12 protein-coding genes are annotated in these 19,841 nt (G+C 63.1%); 8 read left to right on the forward strand and 4 right to left on the reverse strand.

What is annotated here, in order from left to right:
• The first annotated feature begins 29 nt into the window (after positions 1–29).
• Entirely contained in the window at positions 30–1,346 is a 1,317-nt protein-coding gene (locus tag VHD36_03530) for a 3-deoxy-D-manno-octulosonic acid transferase (protein ID HVU86366.1), read from the forward strand.
• A 156-nt stretch (positions 1,347–1,502) separates the two neighbouring features.
• Positions 1,503–1,940, forward strand: a complete 438-nt coding sequence (locus VHD36_03535; protein ID HVU86367.1) for a hypothetical protein — start codon at positions 1,503–1,505, stop codon at positions 1,938–1,940.
• Between the two features lie 159 nt (positions 1,941–2,099).
• Here the strand turns inward: VHD36_03535 and VHD36_03540 are convergent, their stop codons facing one another.
• Entirely contained in the window at positions 2,100–4,124 is a 2,025-nt protein-coding gene (locus tag VHD36_03540) for a hypothetical protein (protein ID HVU86368.1), read from the reverse strand.
• A gap of 219 nt (positions 4,125–4,343) precedes the next feature.
• Between VHD36_03540 and metK the strand changes: the two genes are divergently transcribed.
• From metK to VHD36_03555, 3 genes are all read left to right on the forward strand, one after another.
• Positions 4,344–5,528 (forward strand): methionine adenosyltransferase, encoded by a 1,185-nt coding sequence (gene metK / locus VHD36_03545; protein HVU86369.1) that lies wholly within the window; start codon positions 4,344–4,346, stop codon positions 5,526–5,528.
• 45 nt (positions 5,529–5,573) lie between these two features.
• The gene (locus VHD36_03550) at positions 5,574–6,497 is read left to right on the forward strand and encodes a hypothetical protein (GenBank protein ID HVU86370.1); all 924 of its coding nucleotides are present in this window, start codon (positions 5,574–5,576) and stop codon (positions 6,495–6,497) included.
• Positions 6,498–6,639: 142 nt separating this feature from the next.
• A complete protein-coding gene (locus VHD36_03555) occupies positions 6,640–7,506 on the forward strand; it encodes a carbonic anhydrase (GenBank protein ID HVU86371.1) in 867 nt (288 codons plus the stop codon).
• Between the two features lie 311 nt (positions 7,507–7,817).
• Here VHD36_03555 and VHD36_03560 read toward each other — a convergent pair whose 3' ends face one another.
• Positions 7,818–9,938: a carboxy terminal-processing peptidase gene (locus tag VHD36_03560; protein ID HVU86372.1), complete on the reverse strand. Its 2,121-nt coding sequence runs from the start codon at positions 9,936–9,938 to the stop codon at positions 7,818–7,820.
• Positions 9,939–10,369: 431 nt separating this feature from the next.
• Complete coding sequence (locus tag VHD36_03565) at positions 10,370–11,173, reverse strand: sirohydrochlorin chelatase (GenBank protein ID HVU86373.1); 804 nt, start codon at positions 11,171–11,173, stop codon at positions 10,370–10,372.
• A 216-nt stretch (positions 11,174–11,389) separates the two neighbouring features.
• Here VHD36_03565 and VHD36_03570 point away from each other — a divergent pair, with 216 nt between their 5' ends.
• The 3 genes from VHD36_03570 to VHD36_03580 all read left to right on the forward strand — a co-directional run bounded on the left by VHD36_03570 (position 11,390) and on the right by VHD36_03580 (position 18,757).
• On the forward strand, positions 11,390–13,237 hold the full coding sequence (locus VHD36_03570; protein ID HVU86374.1) for a sigma 54-interacting transcriptional regulator: 1,848 nt from the start codon (positions 11,390–11,392) through the stop codon (positions 13,235–13,237).
• Between the two features lie 146 nt (positions 13,238–13,383).
• Positions 13,384–14,634, forward strand: a complete 1,251-nt coding sequence (locus tag VHD36_03575; protein HVU86375.1) for a PQQ-binding-like beta-propeller repeat protein — start codon at positions 13,384–13,386, stop codon at positions 14,632–14,634.
• 295 nt (positions 14,635–14,929) lie between these two features.
• Positions 14,930–18,757, forward strand: a complete 3,828-nt coding sequence (locus VHD36_03580; protein HVU86376.1) for a hydantoinase B/oxoprolinase family protein — start codon at positions 14,930–14,932, stop codon at positions 18,755–18,757.
• 8 nt (positions 18,758–18,765) lie between these two features.
• Here VHD36_03580 and VHD36_03585 read toward each other — a convergent pair whose 3' ends face one another.
• On the reverse strand, positions 18,766–19,818 hold the full coding sequence (locus tag VHD36_03585; GenBank protein ID HVU86377.1) for a tRNA-dihydrouridine synthase: 1,053 nt from the start codon (positions 19,816–19,818) through the stop codon (positions 18,766–18,768).
• Positions 19,819–19,841: the final 23 nt, after the last annotated feature.

Here is a 19,841-nt window from a genome sequence, read left to right on the forward strand (position 1 = left end):
CTCACACCGCGTTGGGAAAGGATTCCCGCGTGCCGTATCTGTTCAATCTTTTTTACATGGCGCTGATCGTCGTCGCCTCACCCTGGCTCTTGTACCAGGTCGTGCGGCGCGGCAAATATCGCGCTGGACTGGCCGAGAAGTTTCTTGGCCGCGTGCCGGTGCGACAGGGGAATCGTCCCTGCCTGTGGCTGCACGCCGTGAGCGTAGGCGAGGTGAATTTGCTCGCGCCGCTTCTGGCCGAGATTCGCCGCACGCGCCCCGACTGGGAATGCGTCATCTCGGCAACAAGCGTCACGGGCTACACGCTCGCGCGAAAGAAATACGCCGACTACACGGTCTGCTACTGCCCGTTGGATTTCAGTTGGGCGGTACGCGCCGCGATGCGCCGCATCCGGCCCGATTGCCTGGTGCTCGCCGAGCTCGAGTTGTGGCCCAACCTGATCCGCGCCGCGCGCGAGGCGGCGTCCGCCGTGGCGATCATCAACGGCCGTCTGAGCGAGCACAGCTTTCGCGGTTATCAGCGGGCGCGGCTCTTCTTGCGGCCGCTGGTTGAAAAGATTGATCTCGTGGCGGTACAGAACGAAGAGTTCGCCGCCCGGTTTCGGGCGCTGGGCGCACGCGACGAGGCGGTGCGCATCACGGGCTCGATCAAGTTCGACGGCGCCCAGACCAGCCGCGCCAATCCGGCGACGGTGGCACTGGCCAAAGCGGCGGGCTTTGCGACCGACGACATTGTCTTTCTAGCCGGCAGCACGCAGCAGCCTGAAGAGGCATTGGCGCTAACGGCGTATAAGTCCTTGCGTGATCGGTTCCCTAGGTTGCGTCTGGTGCTCGTGCCCCGGCATCCCGAGCGCTTCGAAGAGGTCGCCGCCTTACTGGCCGCTTCGGAAATTCCTTGGCAGCGGCGGAGCAAGTTGAATGCGGACGGTGTCGATCCCCAAGCGCGCGTGCTGATGGTTGATACGGTGGGCGAGCTGGGGGCCTGGTGGGGAACGGCGCATATCGCCTTCGTAGGCGGCAGTATTCACAAGCGCGGCGGGCAGAACATGATCGAGCCCGCCGCCTATGGCGCCGCCGTTTCGTTCGGGCCGAACACGCGCAACTTTCGCGACATCGTGGCCCAGTTGCTCGCGGCCAAGGGAGCCGTTGTGGTGCGCGACGGCGCGGAGATGACCGCCTTCGTCGAACGCTGCCTTGTCGATTCGTCGTTTGCCAGCAATCTGGGCAGCAACGCGCGCGGGCTGGTGGCGCGGCAACTGGGCGCGACGGCCCGCACGCTCGCCGGTATTGACCGGCTGATGGACCGACCCCAGGGCGAATCGAGTCGCGCGCGCTCGGCGGCCTGAATAGCGGCGCAGTCCGGCGAACAGTTCTCGGTCCACTCTCAGCCTGTGTCGGATCACCACGCGCCGATCCGCTACAATAGCAGTTCGTTCGGGCTGTCCAAGTTTCAGTTTCGCCGCGAGTATCACCTTCTCATCGCGGCGGTCGAGGGTTGATCCATGGGTTCGAATTTTACGCGAGGCCGCGTGCTGCAAGGTGTGGCCGTGGTGTTCGAGGGGGACATCTGGGTCGAGGACTATTCGGCGAAAGCGGGAGCGGTGCCGTGGAAAGCCGGCTATTTTTCGCCGAAGACCACGCCCGTCATTCCTGGCGACTGCCGGCTGGAATTGGCCGATGGCCGTACCGGCACGATGACCTGTATGAAGAGTCAGCCCGGCATGAGTGGCGGCTCGAGCCTGCAATTTCACGGCGTGGGACCATTGTCCGGTCCCGGCAACAAGGCGACCGAGGAGTTTTTGCCCGAGCGCGTCGACCTGCGGCTCTCGCGCGTGGAGATGGAGCTTTTCCAGCGCGCCGCGCAGCAGGAAAACCTGAGTCTGACGGTGTGGATTCGCAACCGGTTGCGGGCGTCGCTCAACGAAAAGGATAGTTCGTAAGAAATAGCTTCAAAGCCGACGGTGGCGTGCAACCGGTTTGGGTTGCCATTAATGGGGTGCACTGGTGGCTTGTCCACCAGTGCTTGAGCGCAGCTTTGGGACACCAATGGGACCAGCCACCAGTGGCACTCAACAAGGTTCGAGAGTGTCCACGTCAGACTAATTCGCTGCCGCCGCTTTCGCCTTTCGCGCGGCCAGCTCTTTATCGAGTGCCTCTTTGAGAATCGGCATCACGCCCACTGATTGTTGCAGCCGCGCGATCTCGGCCTGCGCATCCTTAGCCTGCCGCGCATCGCGACGCTGTGCGGCTTGATAGCGCTCGGCCAGCGCGCCGGTCAATTGCAGGCCGGCGAGTTGATTCTGCTCTTCGTCCAGATCCATCGAGTCGGCAGTCAACCTGGCCCAGGTCGCGGCATGCTTCTTGGCCGATGTCACGTCCTTGATGGTGCGCGCCACGGCCATGAGATCTTCGGCCGTTGCGATCGAGCGCTCGACCAGGGTGACAAACTCTTCGCCGCGAGGGTCGCTGTTCGGGTTTTGCTGCGCGGCATCGGGTCTTGTTGCCGCCGCCGCTTTCGCGGCGCGCTGTTGCGTGGCCAAGGGACCGTTCGGATCGCGAGCTGCTTCTGCGTCGATCGCGGCGCGGAAGACGTCGCCCACCTCGGGAATTGCGGTAATGCGCTGAACCTCGGCATTATGCGCTTGGACGAGAGCGTTGATGCGGGTCGCGAGCGATTCGCACTTGGCGACCTCATCCTTGGTGGCGCTGATCTTGACGTGCGGTTGTTGGTCGACGAGCCGTGCTTGTTCGGCCATGGATCGAACCGCTTCGGGCGACAACCGTTTGGCCGAAGCAACGTCCACGATTTGCCGCTCGGCATCCAACATCTTTTGCGTCGTCTCGAGCGTCTGCTGGAGAAGCGTCAAGCGGTCGATGGCTTCCAGGTCGTACACGTAGCCGCCGTGGGAGCGGAGTCGCTTGGCCACGGCCTCGTCCTTTTCGGTGGACAGGCGTGCGTCGAGCGCGGCCCGTAACATCGGCAGAGCGTCCGGCACCTGGCGAATGTGTGATATGGCGGCTTCGTAGGTCGGCAGGAGCTGATTCATTTTTTGCTCGTTCGCGTGATCGCGCTCGGCATCGGCTCCCGAGAGACGAACACGCTTCGGACGGTGCTCGGCCAAGGTCGCGACCTCGGCCATTCGATCGGCCCAATGCGCAGCCTGTTGCCGCGCCGAGGCCGCGTCCGTGATTTTCTGCAACGTGGCGATCACGTCCGCCTGTGCCTCGAGCACTCGGTCAACCGTCTCCATGTAGGCGCGCACGTCTTCGGGCGACGACGGACCGTCAGGCGTTGTCGTCGCGCTCGTCATGGGAGTCGCGACCGTTGAATCCGGCGGCGGCTGTACATCAGGCGGATTCGTGGCAGCGTTCTCCGCCGGCGAATGGACCACCGGTGGCGCCGCAACAGGCGGCATTGCGGCAGGTGGCGCTATGGCGGGCGGCGCCGTGGAATTGGCTGTCGGCGGCATGGTTGCGACCATCGGGCGATTGCCCGGCGACGCCGAACCAGAGCCTGACCAAAACAGCACGGCTACAAGCAGAACGACGACAACAAGCAACCCGGCGCCGATCGATGCGTACAAGACCAAGGGATTCTTCCCACGGGCCTTGGCCAAAGCAGGCGAGGTGTTCGCGGCAAAACCTGACGGCGCGGTCGCCTCATCCCCGAGAAGCGAGTCCGATAGTTCGTCGAAGGGATGAGAGGCCGCCGTCGATATTGGCAATTCTGGTGTCGACGCCGCGGTAACCGGCGAAGCAGTCGATGGCGGGTTCCCCGGAACGCGCAACTTGTTGCCGCAGCCCGGGCACGCGACGGCGCGACCAGCCGCGGCTGCCGGTGCGCGGATTTTCTTGCCGCAGCCACCGCAGCGAAATTCGATGTTCTGTGATTGCGACGAGGCCGCGGCGCCGCTCGCTTGCGCCTTGCCGGTAGGCCGGGCCGATTCGTTCGCGCCGATGGGGTTCGCAGTGCCGGAAGGCGAGGAATTCGCGGCCTCGACCGGTGCGGGCCGGGGCACCCCGATCGGCGCCTGACACTTGGGGCATTGGCCGCGGCGGCCGGCGTACTCGTCCTTCAGCCGCAAAGTCGCCTGGCAGCTTGGGCAATTGAATTGAATCGGCATGTAAGCGCACGCAAGAGCTGATCGCGACAATCTCCCACTAGCAACTCAGCAGCCCCGGCGCTGCATTATGCGCGGTCGTTACAACCGCGGCAAAACGCCCCGTGCGGTGGTTGCTGACCTCGTAGGGCAGTGTCTATAATAGCGAGATTCTGGGCCCTCCGGCCTCTTTCGCTTGCGCCCACCCATCACCAGCTTTTATAGCTTCGAGGAGAACCATCCGTGGCATCGGGAAAATACCTGTTCACCAGTGAATCGGTCAGCATGGGGCATCCTGACAAGCTCGCTGACCAGATTTCGGATGGCGTGCTCGATGCTCTGCTGGCCGGCGATCCTATGAGCCGCGTGGCCTGCGAGACGATGGTCACCACGGGCATTGCCATCGTAGCCGGCGAGATCACGACCAAGGCCAAGGTCGACTTCTCCGACATCGTGCGTCAAGTCATCAACGAGGTCGGTTACACCGACGATCGGATGGGCATCTGCGGCGACACCTGCGCCGTGATGGTGGCAATCGACAAGCAAAGCCCGGATATCGCCATGGGCGTCAACGAGAACGCGGCGGCGGGCAAGGAAACGGGCGCCGGCGACCAGGGCTTGATGTTTGGTTACGCCTGCAACGACACCCCCGAACTGATGCCGCTGCCGATTGCCTTGGCCCATCGCATCACGAATGAATTGACCGCGGCCCGGCGTCGTGGCGACGTCGAGTGGTTGCGTCCGGACAGCAAGAGCCAGGTGACGGTCGAGTACGACGGCGACCGGCCGCTGCGGATCGACACGGTTGTGGTTTCGACGCAGCATGGCCCGAAGGTCAGCCAGCAAGAGATCCGCGACTTCGTGATCAATAAGGTCATCAAGCCGGTGCTGCCGCGCGACCTGGCCAACGGCGACATCACCTATCACATCAATCCGACCGGTCGTTTCGAGGTCGGCGGCCCGCAGGGTGATTGCGGTCTGACCGGGCGCAAGATCATCGTCGACACCTACGGCGGTTGGGGCCGTCACGGCGGCGGTGCTTTCAGCGGCAAGGACCCGACGAAGGTCGATCGTAGCGCGGCCTACATGGCCCGTCACGTGGCCAAGAACATCGTGGCCGCCAAACTGGCTGAGCGCTGCGAAGTGCAGTTGGCCTACGCCATCGGCGTGGCCGATCCTGTGAGCGTACACGTGGATACCGCGGGCACCGGCCGATTGGACGACGCGCGGATTTGTGAGCTGGTGCGCGACCTGTTCCCGCTCAAGCCGGGCAAGATCATCGAGTACCTCGATCTGCGGCGGCCGATCTATCGGCTGACCGCGGCCGGCGGACATTTCGGCCGCAGCGAGCCGGAGTTCACTTGGGAGAGCACCAAGCGCGCCTCGGAACTGGCCAAGGCCGCCGGCAGCGAAGCGGTGGCTCGCTAGTTTGCCGGTTGACTTCGCGCACGATCCGTAACGAGAATCGACCGCATGGACGGGCAGTCGAGTACCCACGCACGCACGGATGATTTCGACCCGGCAGCGCTGGCCGCCGATTTGGCCACGGTGTTCGTGGGAGTCTTGCTGGCGCTCGAGTGCGTTATCGCTGGCGTGCTGTTGGTGCGCCGAGCCCAAGGAGCGCTGTCGGTCACGGCTTCGCCCGGTTGGCTGATGACCTGGATGGCTTTGGCCGTGGCCGTCACGGCGGCGGCCCGTCTGGCCCTCGGCAAATATGGCAAAGGCGATGCCGGCATGGTGCTCGCCGTACGGTATCTTCCGACCGGGGCACTGGCGCTAACGGCGCTGGCGCTAACCTCATTTCGCGCACCCTTCGTGGTTCTCATGCTGTGGGCGATGGTGGTCGTGGAAGAGGCAGCCGCGCGCCTCTTGTTACGTGAGGGACTGCCTGGGACCCTTGGTCGCCTCGGACTACGGGAGCGACGCCGATGGTTGGGGGGGCGCGTTTCGTCGGAATCGGGGCCAGAGGCACCGGCAATCGATGAGCGGCCCGGCCCGGCGGATTCCGAACCTGCAGCGGGTCGGACGCCCGCACACGTCGATCGAGTCACCTCGGCTCGATTTGCTCAGCGCATCGAACGCGTACAGTCGGTCGACGGAACCGACTTGCTGTCGAGCACCCTGACAGCGCGCCTTGCCCCAGGGCAGATCACCGCGCACGTACATGTGGCGTTTTGTCCCCCTTTTTCGCGTGTGCCGCGACTCGATTTTCGGCAGATGGCGGGCCCGGCGGCCCGGATCAAGGTGGGGCAGGTGTTGCCGCACGGCGTTCGCTTCGACCTGAAGCTCAATACGCCCGCGGCCGAGCCCGTGACACTTAGTCTCGAGGTGCGGGCATTGCACGCGGTCGAGCAAAGCACGCCATCCCCCCACGGCAACTCGGCCTTGAACGAGTAGAATGTCGGCGACCCCAAGCCCGCGGAAGGAGCGCTCACCCGGCTAACCGCGCGCTGGGAAAGGTTCATGCCTTGCTTACGATCCCGATGCGGATCGTAAGCGCGAATGTCCGCAACGTGAAGCCATTGATCGGAGGATTCGCGTGGATTTGATCTATCGATATGACCCTTTCCAGCCGATCGCGGTTAACCGGCCCGGCACCGTCGAGGAGGCCATCCAAACCCTGGCCGCCGGAAATCGCCGGCTGGTGGACCTGGTGAGCCACATGCAAAGGGCGACTCTGGGAGAAACGGCGGAGGGCGAGATCGTCGTGCCGATCAGCCCCGTCTCGTTGGGGTTGCCCTTTTTTCGCGGCGCGATCCTCGACCAGCAGCCGTTTGCCATGGTTTTGGGCTGTTCGGATGCGCGGGTGCCGTTGGAATCGATCTTCGACCAGAGCTTCAACGAAATGTTCGTCGTGCGCATCGCGGGTAACGCGCTGAGCACGGAATGCGTCGGCAGCTTTACCTATGGCGTGCGCAATTTCAAGAAATCGCTCAAAATCATGGTCGTGCTGGGTCATACCGGTTGCGGCGCGCTGACGGCCGCGGTCGATACCTATCTGGCACCCAACGAATACGCCAACATCGGCTTCACGCATGCGTTGCGGGCCCTGGTAGACGGCGTGATGATCGCGGTCCGCGGCGCGGCGAAGTCGATCGAGCGCTGCTGCGGCCGCGACATCGCCAAACATCCCAACTATCGCGCCGCGCTGTTGGACGTGGCGGTCTATCTGAACGCCGCGATTACGGCGCTCGACCTGCGCCGCGAACTGCAAGCCGTGTCGGATTTCGACCTGCCGGTGTACTACGGGGTGTGCGACTTGAAAACGCTGCTCGTGACCCCGGTGCCGGTCTCGCCCACGACGACCGAGCCCGATCTTCGCCTTGCTCCGCAAAGCGTCGCCGGCTTTATCGAGTTGGGGAAAGAAATGGTAGACGTGCTGGTGGCGAACGGCACACTGGCGTAAAGTCGGCAGCGCGACCGCCGGTCGAGCACTGGCCAAATGTCCGCGGTGACGGCGCCTGGCGGACTATAATGGAACAGACACGTGCGAGTGCCGCGCGCAACTGACCGAGGAAGCGACAATGGCCCGTTGGCCGCGACATACCTGGACTACGCTCTACACGTACCTGGCGGTATTCGTGTTGTTCCCGGTGTGCTGCGCGCTCGCCTATCTGTGGGTCCGCGGCTGGCACTTCTAGCGGTCAGAAATAAAAAGGGCCCACGCCGACCTGCGACGTGAGCCCTGTTGCAAACGTTAGTTCGGACGATTGCTGATTAGTTCAGCTTGGCCAGCCGCGTCAGTTGCAAGAGGTCGACCGTGATCGCCAGCACTTCGCGGTTGTAGAAGTTCTCGGGATCGAAGACCGGCTTATTGCTCTTGGCCAGCTCTTCGAGTTCCTTTTCTTCTTCCTTGTCGGCATTGATTTCCTCGCGCTCGGCGAGGAACTTCTGCTCGTTCAGCGAGACCGTTTTGCGGTTCTTCTGCTCTTGGTAACGATCGATGTTCCGCAGCACGCCTTGGAACTCGGTCGATCCACTGCGGCGCTCGGCCGAAAGCTTTGTCAGTTGGTTGATCAAATGGGAGTCGACATTGGGCGACCGGCGATAGGGGACTTCGTCCACTTTGTCGAAGCTGAGGGCATAATCCAAGTCGGATTCGCCCATCGCGGCGACGCTCGTGAGCGAAGGCAGCTCGATGTCGGAAACCACGCCACGATTCTGTGTGCTGTCGCCGTCGGGCCGATAGAACTGCTGCATCGTGATCTTCAGAGCGCCCAATTGCGGGGCGTTCGGAATGCGTCCGAAGAACTGCCGCGACAGGTCGAGCAGACTTTGCACGGTACCTTTACCGTGCGTCGATTTGTCCCCCACGACCAGTCCGCGGTGATAGTCCTGAATGGCACCGGCGAAGATTTCGCTGGCGCTCGCGCTGAACTTGCTGGTCAGGACCACCAGTGGGCCGTCCCAGGCGACGCCACGCTCCAGGTCGTCGTATTGTTGCACGCGGCCCTCTGAGTCCTTGACTTGCACGACGGGCCCTTCGTCGATGAACAGCCCGGTCAAGCTGATGGCCTCGGGCAGGCTGCCGCCGCCATTCATGCGCAGATCGAGTACGACGGCCTGCACGCCCTTCGACTTGAAATCGTCGAGAATGCGTCGCACGTCGCGCGTCGTGCTCTTGAAGTCGGGCAGATCGCGGCGGGCACCTTCCATGTCCATGTAGAAGCTCGGCAGATCGATCACGCCGATCTTGTAGGTTTGCCCCCCCTTGGTCTCGTCGATGATGCGGGCCCGGGCTTCGCTGTCGGTGAGCTTGATTTCATCGCGAGTAATGTCGTAGACGCGCTTCTCGCTCGAGCCGTTCGGAATGACTTCCAGTCGCACGACCGTGCCGCGGCGACCGCGAATCTTCTGCACGACGTCCGAGAGCTTCATGTTCACGATGTCTTCGATCGGTCCATCGCGGCCTTGGCCGACGCCGATCACCTTGTCGTCAGCCTTCAGACGTCCATCCTTGTCGGCGGCGCCGCCGGGCACGACCTTCGTGACCTGGGTGTAGCCATCGTCGCCAGCCATCAGGGCCGCGCCGATGCCGTCGAGTTGCAAGCGCATCTCGATCTCGAAGTTCTCCAGCGTATGCTTCGACATGTACGAAGTGTGGGGATCGAAGGCCGTGGAGAGGGCCGTCAAATAGACCTCTAGCAGCTCGTCGCTGTCGTACTGGTGCATACGACGGGCGAAGTTGTGGTATCGCTTCGACAGCTTCTCGCGCGGGTCCTCGGGCGGCTTGGCCGCTTCGGCCGGCGTGGTGTCGTCTTTCGGAGAATGTTCGGTAGTTGCCTTCTTGGTCTTGCCGGCTTTCAGTACCAGCAGGTCATACTTGATGCGCTTGCGCCAGAAGTCACGCGCCTCGGCCTTGTTGCGAGCGTAGTGCGTGGCGTCGGGATCGGTGATCATGTCCTCGTCGACCGTGAAATCGAGATTGTCCTTCAGGATCTCGTCGGCCAATTTCACGCACTCATCGACGCGTTGCAAAAAGACGTTGAACACCTGGTAGGCGAAGCTGACGTCCCCCTTGCGCGTGAGTTCGTCGAGATCGTCCTGACGCATCTTGAAGCTGTCGACGTCCTGCTGCTGAAAATACAACTTCATCGGATCGAGCATTTTCAAGTACCGATCCAGAAAGCGATGCCCGATTTCGTTATCCAGCGGGTGCTTCGACATGTGCTGGCTTCGAAGCAACTGCACCACCGCCTTGGTTACGTTGTGATCATCATCCGTCGGTCCGACGGGATCAGCCCAAGCAACCCCCGGAGCCGTAGCCGCCATGGCGAGCATTGCCAGCGAGACGCGGTTCAGCGAAAGTCGGCGGACGGCTGGGAGAATATGACGCATCGCAAATCCTTTTCTGCTCGTTAACTTGGGAAAAGGCCAGAGCCAGGGGTGCGAAATCAAGTCGTGCCGTAGAAACGGAGATTGCCTTTCATGTTCATCGGTGCCTGACAAGCCAGGCCATCACACCGTCGCCGTTCGCTATCCCTTTCAACCCTCCTACGGTTGTGCGGGGTCGCCTGGCCAGCATCACTACCGATAAACCTGAAATCTGTTTCCGCGCGGCCGAGAATGGCGTTGACGGGCGACAAAGATAGCTAAGTCTATCGAAGACAATGGGTTAGCGGATACTATACAGTCGCCAATTGAAAAGCAATATCAACCACGATGGCTCGAGGGCACCTGTCTTGTTACGGCTGCCGCAGTAATTCGGTTTCCGTCGAATCCCGTTCCAGTCCTGGATATGTTGTTAGTTTCGACGCCGCTGGGGGGCTTCAGGGTTGTGCCGCGGGTGGCTTGACGATTCCTGCAAGTTCCAAAATCGCTTCAGCAAGGTCGGAATCGGGCCCCAGACGGTCGGTTACGACGAACTCGCGTGCGGGCCATCGGGCCGCGGCCGCGGCGACCATGCCACGAATTCGATCGAGTAGCTCTCCTTGAAAAAGCAGGTGCGGTTCGACCACGATCCGCGGCAAGGCCAACTGCGGCAATAAGCCCAAAGCACGCTCGAGCGAAGGTTCCGCCATTGCCAAGAAGCAGGTTTCGTGTCGGCCGGCACCGGTTTGCGCTGCTCGCTGCCGGGCAAAGGCGCCGAGTGCCGCGTTGGCACCTTCGTCCTTCGTGCCGCGGCCGACCACAACGAGCAGCGTCTGGTCATTCGGCCGTGGCGGCAGATTCTTGAGTGACTCCTCGTAGCGGCGCTGCGCTAATTCGCTGATCGCCGCGTGCGAGCCGAGATGTGGCCGTTGCTCGATCGTGGCCTCGGGAAATTGGGCCGCCGCCGCCGCGACCAGTCGCGGGATATCGCGTTTGGCGTGCCCGGCCGAAACTAAGAGCAGTGGCACCACCGCCAGCCGCCTTGCGCCGCGTCGGATGGCCCGTTCGACGCCGCCGATCAGATCCGGCTCGACCAGCTCGAGGAAGCACCCCTCGACGGTCGTCTTGGGCGCGAGTCCCGTGACCAGGTTCACTAGCTCGGCGAACTCAGCGCACCCGCGATCATCGCGCGTGCCATGCCCCACAACGATGAGACCATCGGGGCGCGAGCGGTCGAGTGTCTGCGCGGTGGATACGTCCATCGTGTCGCGGGATGTTTCAGCGAATCTCGGATAGGCGAAGTGCCCCAAAAGCTGCCCGGCTGCTGCCCCATTTTACGTACCAAGACCGCAATCGTCGCGGCCGAAGCGCCGTAGTTCGCCGCGGCACGCCGTGTCTCCGGGCAACGCGCCCCGCAATTGTACGGCGTGTGTTATAGTGGACGAAATGGCCTGATGACCGCCCCGGGCGAAAGGTTTATGCCCCCGCTGTACACGTATTTGACCATGACCATCGGGCCGCAAGCAGGCATGAATTTCCTGCTGCACGAGGCCCGCGAGTGCCGGATCGGGCGGGGCGAGGAATGCACGATCACGCTTCTGGACCCGATCTGCTCGCGCGTCCACGCCGTGCTGTCCTGCCGCGATCGAACCTGGCGGGTGCGCGACGCCGGCAGCCGCAACGGCACCTTCGTCAACGAACAGAAAGTCGACGAGGCCGTGCTGGCCGAGGGGCATTCGGTGCGCATCGGTGCCTGCGAATTCACTTTCCACCAGACCGAGCAGCCCCCCACAGCCGGCTCCGTCGTCGCCGACAAAGGCAAGGAAACCATTGTCCGCGATACGGTCATGGGAAGCTTCCTCGGTGAGGAGCTCGCACTTTCCGCCATCCAGGATTCGGAGCAGGCGCAAGATCTCTTGCTCCTCTATCAGCTCAGCATCAAGCTCTTAGGTTGTGCTGACCCACAAGAAGTGATTCGCGAGTCGCTTGATCTGCTGCGAACGCGCACCAATGCGTCGGTCGTCGGCTTCTTGTGGGTTAGCGATGACGGCCATTTGAAGCCAAAGCTCGTCATCCCCGAATCGGCCGCCAAGCAAGTTGCGTTGAGCGAATCGCTTACGCGGCTGGTCTCGGACGAGGGGCACGCCGTGTGGACCGCCAACCAACGCTCAGCGCCCGAAGATGATCGGCCGCAGGACTTTGCCGATGCGTTTTGCGTACCGCTCGTGCAATCCGGCGCCGTGCTGGGCGCCATCCACGTTTATCTCGATCACGGTCGCTTCCGGCAATCGGAATTCGAATTCGCGATCTCGGTCGCCAACATCTCGGCCGTGGCGCTGGCGCGAGCGCGGCACGAAGAATCGCTGTCGAGCGATTTTGCGCGGCTCAAAGCCACCTCGCCCGGCTACGACGAACTGGTCGGCGATTGCACGGGCATGCGCGACTTGAAGGCCAAGCTCTGCCGCCTGGCGCGCGCCACCGGCTGCGTACTGGTGCGCGGCGAAAGTGGTACCGGCAAGGAACTGGTCGCACGCGCCATCCACCGCGCCAGCCCGCGCGCCGATCGGCCGATGTTGACCGTCAATTGTGCCGCGATTCCGGCCGACATCATGGAAAGCCAGTTGTTCGGTCACAAGGCCGGCTCGTTTACCGGCGCCTCGACGGATCATGCCGGCTATTTCCGCCAGGCCGACCTGGGAACGCTCTTTCTCGACGAAGTGGGCGAGCTGACGCTGGCCGGGCAATCGAAGCTGCTGAGAATTCTCGAAGGGCACCCGTTTTTGCCCGTCGGTTCGAGCCAGGAGGTGAGCGTGGACGTCCGCGTGATCGCCGCCACGAACCGCGACCTGCTCTCGTACGTGCGCGAAAAGAAGTTCCGCGAAGATCTGTATTACCGACTCAGCGTGTTCGAGGTCGTGATTCCGCCGCTGCGTGAGCGCGGTGCCGATATTGGCCTGTTGGTCGATTTTTTCCTGGAACATTTTCGCCAGCAGCACGGCCGGCCAGGGCTCGAGCTTTCGCCCGGAGCCAAGGCCAAGCTGCTCGCCTATCAATGGCCCGGCAACGTGCGCCAGTTGCGCAACGTGATCGATAGCGCTGTCGTCCTGGCGATGGGCAAAACCATCGACGAGCAGGACCTGGGGCTGCAGGATGCCGGCGCCACGGGTGAACTCGATTCGCTGCGCATGGACGTGTGGGAGCAGCGCCTGATCGTCGAGGCCCTCAAGCGCACCGCCGGCAACGTTCCTGAGGCGGCCAAGCTGCTGGGCGTGGGGCGCGCCACGATTTACCGTAAGATCGAAGAATACGGCATCGTGCGGCGTTAACTCGATCTCCGCGGTTGGGATTCGCCCAGGCGGTAGCATCGGCACCGTCAGCCGGTAAGATGTCTGTCAGTCTATAAGATGACCGTACTCGCCCACCGACGTCCCACCGACTCGCCCCGCCTTCGGTCGACATAGGATTTCAACCCATGAAAGCAATCACCGCGCATCTTTTGTACCTTGTTTGCCTCGGCGCGATCGTGCATCTGGGGGCAACGTCGTCCAGTGGGCAAGAATGGTCGCGCTTCCGTGGTCCCAACGGCACGGGCATCAGCGATGCCAAGTCGATCCCAACGACATGGACCGAAAAGGACTACAACTGGCGCGTCGAGCTGCCGGGGATCGGTCATTCGTCACCGGTGTTGTGGGGTGATCGCATTTTTCTCACGAGTGCCATCGAGGATAGCGCCGAGAGGATTCTGCTGTGTCTGAACGCCGCCGATGGCCGGATCATGTGGGAGCGGCACTATCCGTCGGAAGTACACGAAAAGCACTTGCGCAACAGCTTCGCCACGCCGAGCGCCGCCTGTGACGAAGAGCACGCGTATTTCGTCTGGTCGACGCCGGCCGAATATACGCTGGTGGCGATGAGCCATGACGGCCAGGAAAAGTGGAAGCTGAACCTCGGCCCCTACTCGAGCCAGCACAGCGCCGGCCCTTCGCCGATTGTCTACAAGGACCTGCTGGTGCTCGGCAACGACCAGGATGGCGAGAGTTCGCTGCTGGCCTTCGACCGGCACACCGGCAAATTGCGATGGCAGACGCCGCGAGAGCACGAATTCGTTTCCTATGCCACGCCCTGCGTGCTCGCGCGCGAGGGGATGCCCGACGAACTGATTTTTCTCTCCGGCGCGCACGGCGTGTCGGGGATTGATCCGACGTCGGGAAAGACGAACTGGGAGCTTGACGTTTTCGACAAGCGCACCTGCGCTTCGCCGGTACTCACCGAGGGCATGATCTGGGGGAGCTGCGGTTCAGGCGGAGGCGGGAACTACGTGGCGGCCATCCGCCCCGGCACGCCCGACGGCGCGATCAAGCCTCAGGAGGTGTGGAAGATCACGGATTCGGCGCCCTATGTCCCAACGATGATCGGTCAAGGGGATCTCGTCTTCATGTGGAGCGACAAAGGCGTCGTGGCGTGCGTGAAAGCTTCAACCGGGCAGATCCTGTGGAAGCAGCGCGTGGGGGGAAATTTCTCAGGCTCGCCCGTCTGCGTGAACGATCGTCTGTATTGCATCGCCGAAGATGGCGAAGTCGTCGTCCTTGCAGCCAGCGAGCAGTACGAACTGATCGCAAAACAGCCTCTGGGCGAAGACAGCCGAAGCACTCCGGCCGTGGCCGGCGGCCGCATGTACCTGCGCACCTACTCGCACCTGATTTCGCTGGGCGGGAGGAAATAACGTGCAGGGCGGCGCCGGGCTTCGCGCGTAAACACCTCTCCCTCGCAGGGAGAGGGCAGGGTGAGGGTCATGGTGTCGCGCTTCCACCAGCGCGAGTGTGCCATGCTTTTTCGCTGCAGGCGAATCAGTATGCGCAAGATTCAAGTCTCTCAGTTGTCGCGCGAGTGAACGTCTTTCATCTCATAACGCTTTACCCTCCCCTGACCCCCTCCCTGACAGGGAGGGGAATAATTGGGACCGAGCGCCGTGCCTGCCCGATTGCCAGCCGCGCGATTTTTCGCCACACTCGGCCGTCATGCAGCAATCAGCATGGCAATTCTGGATCGACGTCGGCGGCACCTTCACCGACTGCTTTGCACGGCGGCCGGATGGCTCGCTCGTGCGGCACAAGCTTCTCAGCTCAGGCGTCACCAAGGGAAGCGCGCAGACCGGATCGACCCCGAGCAAGATCCTCGACCCGCTGCGCGCGGGCGATCCGGCGCGGTTTTGGAATGGTTATCGATTGCGATTGCTCGGGCCCGGTGGCGACGTCGTCGCCGAGTCTCGTGTGAAATCGAGCGCTGCCGACGGCACGCTGTACTTGGACGATGCGCTCGCGCTTCCACCTGCGCCAGGTCAGGCATACGAACTCGCGAGTGGTGAAGAGGCGCCGATCGTGGCAATCCGATACCTGCTAGGGCTCTCGCTGGCGGATGAAATTCCACACGTCGTCGTGCGGCTGGGAACCACGCGCGGAACGAACGCTCTCATCACGCGGCGCGGTGCGAGAACCGCCTTCGTCACCACGCGTGGGCTGCGCGACATTCTGGAAATCGGCTATCAGAACCGCCCCAAGCTCTTCGAGCTGGCGATTGAGAAGCGGGTGCCATTGTTCACCGAGGTCGTCGAGATCGATGAGCGCGTCACCGCCGAAGGGGAAGTCCTGCGCGCGCCCGACGCCGACACGGTGCGCCGGCAATTGCAGACGCTGCGCAGCAAAAATATCGAGTCGCTAGCCATTTGCCTGCTGCACGCCTACCGCTTCGGCGATCATGAAGAGCTGGTGGCCCGGCTCGCGCAAGAAATGGGCTTTCAGGAAATCAGTGTTAGCAGTCGTGTGGCGCCGCTCGTAAAGATCGTCGCCCGCGGCGACACGACCGTGATGGACGCGTATCTGAACCCGATCCTGCGCGACTATATTACCAGGTTGCGCCGTTCGCTGCCGGCGGTTGATCTGCGGATCATGACCTCGGCCGGCGGTCTGGTGGCGGCCGAGCATTTCGTCGGCAAGGATAGTATTCTCTCCGGGCCCGCCGGCGGCGTCGTCGGCTTCTCGCGCGTGGCGCAGGCCGCCGGATTCACGCAGGCCATCGGCTTCGACATGGGGGGCACCAGCACCGACGTATCGCGGTTCGACGGTCGTTTCGAACTGGAATACGAAACCGAAAAGGCGGGCGTGCGCGTCGTCGCCCCCATGATGGCCATCGAAACGGTCGCTGCCGGCGGCGGTTCGATCTGCGCCTTTGACGGAACGAAGCTCGTCGTCGGACCGCAAAGCGCGGGCGCCGCGCCCGGCCCGGCCTGCTATGGCCAGGGAGGACCGCTGGCCGTTACCGATGTGAACTTCTACCTGGGCAAGATTCCGCCCGAGCATTTTCCTTTTCCACTCGATCGAGCGGCGGTCGAGCGCCGACTGGCAAAGCTGGTCGGCGAGATCGAGCGGGCCACGGCGCGCCGCTATTCGCCGGTCGAGCTGTGCGACGGCTTTTTGCAGGTCGCCAACGCGAACATGGTGAAGGCAATTCAATCGATCTCGGTCGCCAAAGGATGCGACCCGCGCGATTATGTCCTGGTCGGGTTCGGTGGTGCGGCCGGGCAGCATGCGTGCGCCGTGGCCGCCGAACTGGATATGTCGCAGGTGCTACTACATCCGGATGCCGGCATCTTGAGCGCCTACGGCATCGGCGCCGCCGACGTTGTACGACATGCGGCGCGAGGAGTCTATCAAGCGTATTCGGCCGAACTTGTTGATAGCCTGGCCGCCGTTTTTACGGAGCTAAGTGGCCAGGCCCGTCGCCAGGTATTGGCCGAGGGGATCGCGCCTGACCGCATCGAGATACGCCGCGCGCTCGATCTGCGCTATCGCGGACTGGACGCCTGGCTCACCGTGCCTGAACCGGCTGATGGCAACTACGCCGAGGCCTATGCCGCCGCGCACGAAAAGCTGTACGGTTATCGCAACGAGCGGCGCGAGATCGAAGTCGTTGCCGTGCGCGTCGAGGTCGTGGGGCATACCGTCGAACCGGAGCCCGTGTCGGCGCACGCGGCTGCGCGTTCCGCAACACCCGAACGTATGATTCAAGTCCACTTTGCGGCGCGCTCGGAATCCACGGCGCTCTACGATCGCGCGAAATTGCAGCCCGGCGATGTGATCGTGGGGCCGGCCGTGATTCACGAAGCGACCGCGACCACGGTGATCGATCCGGGCTGGCGCGGCGAAGTGCTGTCGCGCGGCGAGCTTTTGCTGTCGCACCAGCCTGCCGCAAATGCCGACGTTGACCTGCAACCAGCAGGCGCTAACTCAGAAGTTCCGTGTGACCCGGCAACGCTCGAGGTCTTCAACAACCGCTTCGCGGCCATCGCCGAGCAGATGGGCATCACGCTGCGCAATACCTCGAGCAGCGTGAACGTCAAGGAACGGCTTGACTTTAGTTGCGCGATATTCACCTCCGTCGGAGACCTGGTCGTCAACGCCCCACATATACCCGTCCATCTGGGCGCGATGGGGGAGACGGTGCGCTGCATTTTGGCCGACAATCCTGATCTGCGTCCCGGCGATGTATATGTCACCAACGATCCTTACCGCGGTGGGTCGCATCTGCCCGACGTGACTGTGGTGACGCCGATCTTCGATGCCGCGGGGCGCCGGCTTTTGTTCTTCACGGCCAGCCGCGCGCATCACGCCGAGATCGGCGGCATTGTTCCCGGCTCGATGCCCCCGTTTTCGTGCAACCTGGCGGAAGAGGGCGTGCTGATCAGCAACTTTCAGCTCATTGCGGCGGGCCGGTCGCGCTTCGACGAATTTGCCCGGTTGCTCAGCACCGCAAAATATCCGACGCGCAAGTTGACCGACAATCTGGCCGACGTCGCGGCACAAGTCGCGGCCAATCAACAAGGCGCGCGCGACCTCCGGCGATTGGTCGAGCGCCATTCGCTCGCGGTCGTACAGGCGTACATGGGCCATATCCAAAACGCGGCCGAACAGAAGATGCGGCAGGCGCTACGAAAGCTCCCAGACGGTCGGCACCGATTCGAGGACCATCTGGATGATGGTTCGCCGATTGCCGTGGCAATCGACATCGACGGCGACCGGGCGACGATCGATTTCACCGGCACCGGGCCGGTGCTGGCTGGGAACCTGAACGCCAATCGGGCGATCGTCACGGCGGCCGTGATGTACGTGCTGCGGACCTTGATCGCCGAGGACATTCCACTCAATCAGGGCGTGCTCGCGCCCGTACGGATCGTGCTTCCCGAATGTCTGCTGAACCCACGAGCGGGCGCCACGCCCGAGCAGAGTCCGGCCGTTGTCGGGGGCAATGTGGAAACTTCGCAGCGCGTGGTCGATGTTCTACTAGGCGCCCTCGGTCTGGCCGCCGCCAGCCAGGGGACGATGAACAACACGCTGTTTGGTGATTCGACGTTTGGCTATTACGAGACGATTTGCGGCGGCGCCGGGGCTACGGCCGATCGCGATGGCGCCGACGCCGTGCATACGCACATGACGAACACCCGACTCACGGATCCGGAAGTTCTGGAACAACGCTACCCGGTGCGGTTGCGCGAGTTCTCGATCCGCCGCGGCTCGGGAGGCACGGGCAAACGTCGCGGTGGCGATGGCGTGGTGCGACAGATCGAATTCTTACGTCCGCTCGATGTATCGCTCTTGGCCGAACGACGTGGACACTACGCACCGTATGGTATGGCCGGCGGAGCCGTGGGCGCGATCGGCCACAATACGCTCGTTCACGCCGACGGCACGCGCGAAGATGTGGGCGGGCACGCCCAGTTCAGGGCCGCGGCAGGCGACGTGCTAGAGATCGAAACGCCCGGCGGCGGCGGTTGGGGCGCCGACCTGAAATAGTGCTGCCGCTACATCTGCGGAAAATAGTCGTTTACCACTGCGGCGAAATCCTCGGGCGTCACCACATGTGAAACGCGCGTGCGAAATTCGCGCGCTCCCGGCCGCCCCTGCGCATAGCAACAGGCAAATCTTCGCATCAAGATGGTCCCTCGGTCTGGGCCGAAGCGGTCGCAGACCAGCCGGTAGTGGTGCAACAACAGCGTTCGTTCTTCTTGGGGCGTTGGGTCTGGCGGGATCGGCTCGCCACGCAGCGCCGCTTCCGCCTGGCGGAAAAGCCACGGCTTGGCCAAGGCCGCACGGGCGATCATCACGCCGTCGACATCGTAGCGCTCGAAAGCGCGCACGACCTTTGCCGGTGAATCGAGATCGCCGTTGCCGATCAGCGGGATGCGTTGCAAGTGCGGTTTGATAGCCGAGATTCGTTCCCAATCGGCCGAGCCCTTGAAGAAGTCCTGCGCCGTGCGGCCATGCACGGTCAGCGCCGCGGCGCCGGCCCCTTCGACGACTTGCGCCACATCGATGGCGTTGATGTTGTCGCGCGTGCAGCCCAAGCGGATCTTGGCCGTGACAGGGGTCGGCGCGCACGCTTGTGATACGCGCTCGACGATCGCGCCCACGCGCTCGGGGCACTTCAGCAAATAGCTGCCGCTATGCGCGGCGACCGTGATCTGTTTTACCGGGCAGCCGAAATTGATATCAACGACGCTCACTTTGAACTCGTGCGCGAGCCTCGCGCCGACCGCGGCCAAAGTGCCCGGGTCGTTATCCCAGATCTGTACGGCTAGCGGTCGGACTTCGTCGCGCACGCCCCATAGGCGATCCGGAAATTCGCCGTCGCGTTCGTCCTTGGCCAGAAAGCCACGGGCACTGACCATCTCCGTGGCTTGCAATCCGGCGCCGCCGAATTCGCGCACGATCTGCCGGTAGGCATAGTTCGTGAACCCAGCCATCGGCGCCTGCAGCACCGGCGGATCGACGACGACATGGCCGATCATCAGCGGCCGCGCGCGCGTAGCCCGTTTGCTCGTGAGGCTCGGCGAATTATCGGTGATCGTGGCCATGGCGCAGTGGCGGGGAGGACATG

It is taken from the genome of Pirellulales bacterium, from assembly GCA_035546535.1.
Lineage (GTDB): Bacteria > Planctomycetota > Planctomycetia > Pirellulales > JACPPG01 > JACPPG01.

Coding starts and splice junctions, on each gene's coding strand:
- VHD36_03575 (HVU86375.1), top strand. CDS start 13,384: ATGAAAGCAATCACCGCGCATCTTTTGTACCTTGTTTGCCTCGGCGCG.
- VHD36_03560 (HVU86372.1), bottom strand. CDS start 9,938: ATGCGTCATATTCTCCCAGCCGTCCGCCGACTTTCGCTGAACCGCGTC.
- VHD36_03570 (HVU86374.1), top strand. CDS start 11,390: ATGCCCCCGCTGTACACGTATTTGACCATGACCATCGGGCCGCAAGCA.
- VHD36_03535 (HVU86367.1), top strand. CDS start 1,503: ATGGGTTCGAATTTTACGCGAGGCCGCGTGCTGCAAGGTGTGGCCGTG.
- VHD36_03565 (HVU86373.1), bottom strand. CDS start 11,173: ATGGACGTATCCACCGCGCAGACACTCGACCGCTCGCGCCCCGATGGT.
- VHD36_03585 (HVU86377.1), bottom strand. CDS start 19,818: ATGGCCACGATCACCGATAATTCGCCGAGCCTCACGAGCAAACGGGCT.
- VHD36_03540 (HVU86368.1), bottom strand. CDS start 4,124: ATGCCGATTCAATTCAATTGCCCAAGCTGCCAGGCGACTTTGCGGCTG.
- VHD36_03550 (HVU86370.1), top strand. CDS start 5,574: ATGGACGGGCAGTCGAGTACCCACGCACGCACGGATGATTTCGACCCG.
- VHD36_03580 (HVU86376.1), top strand. CDS start 14,930: ATGCAGCAATCAGCATGGCAATTCTGGATCGACGTCGGCGGCACCTTC.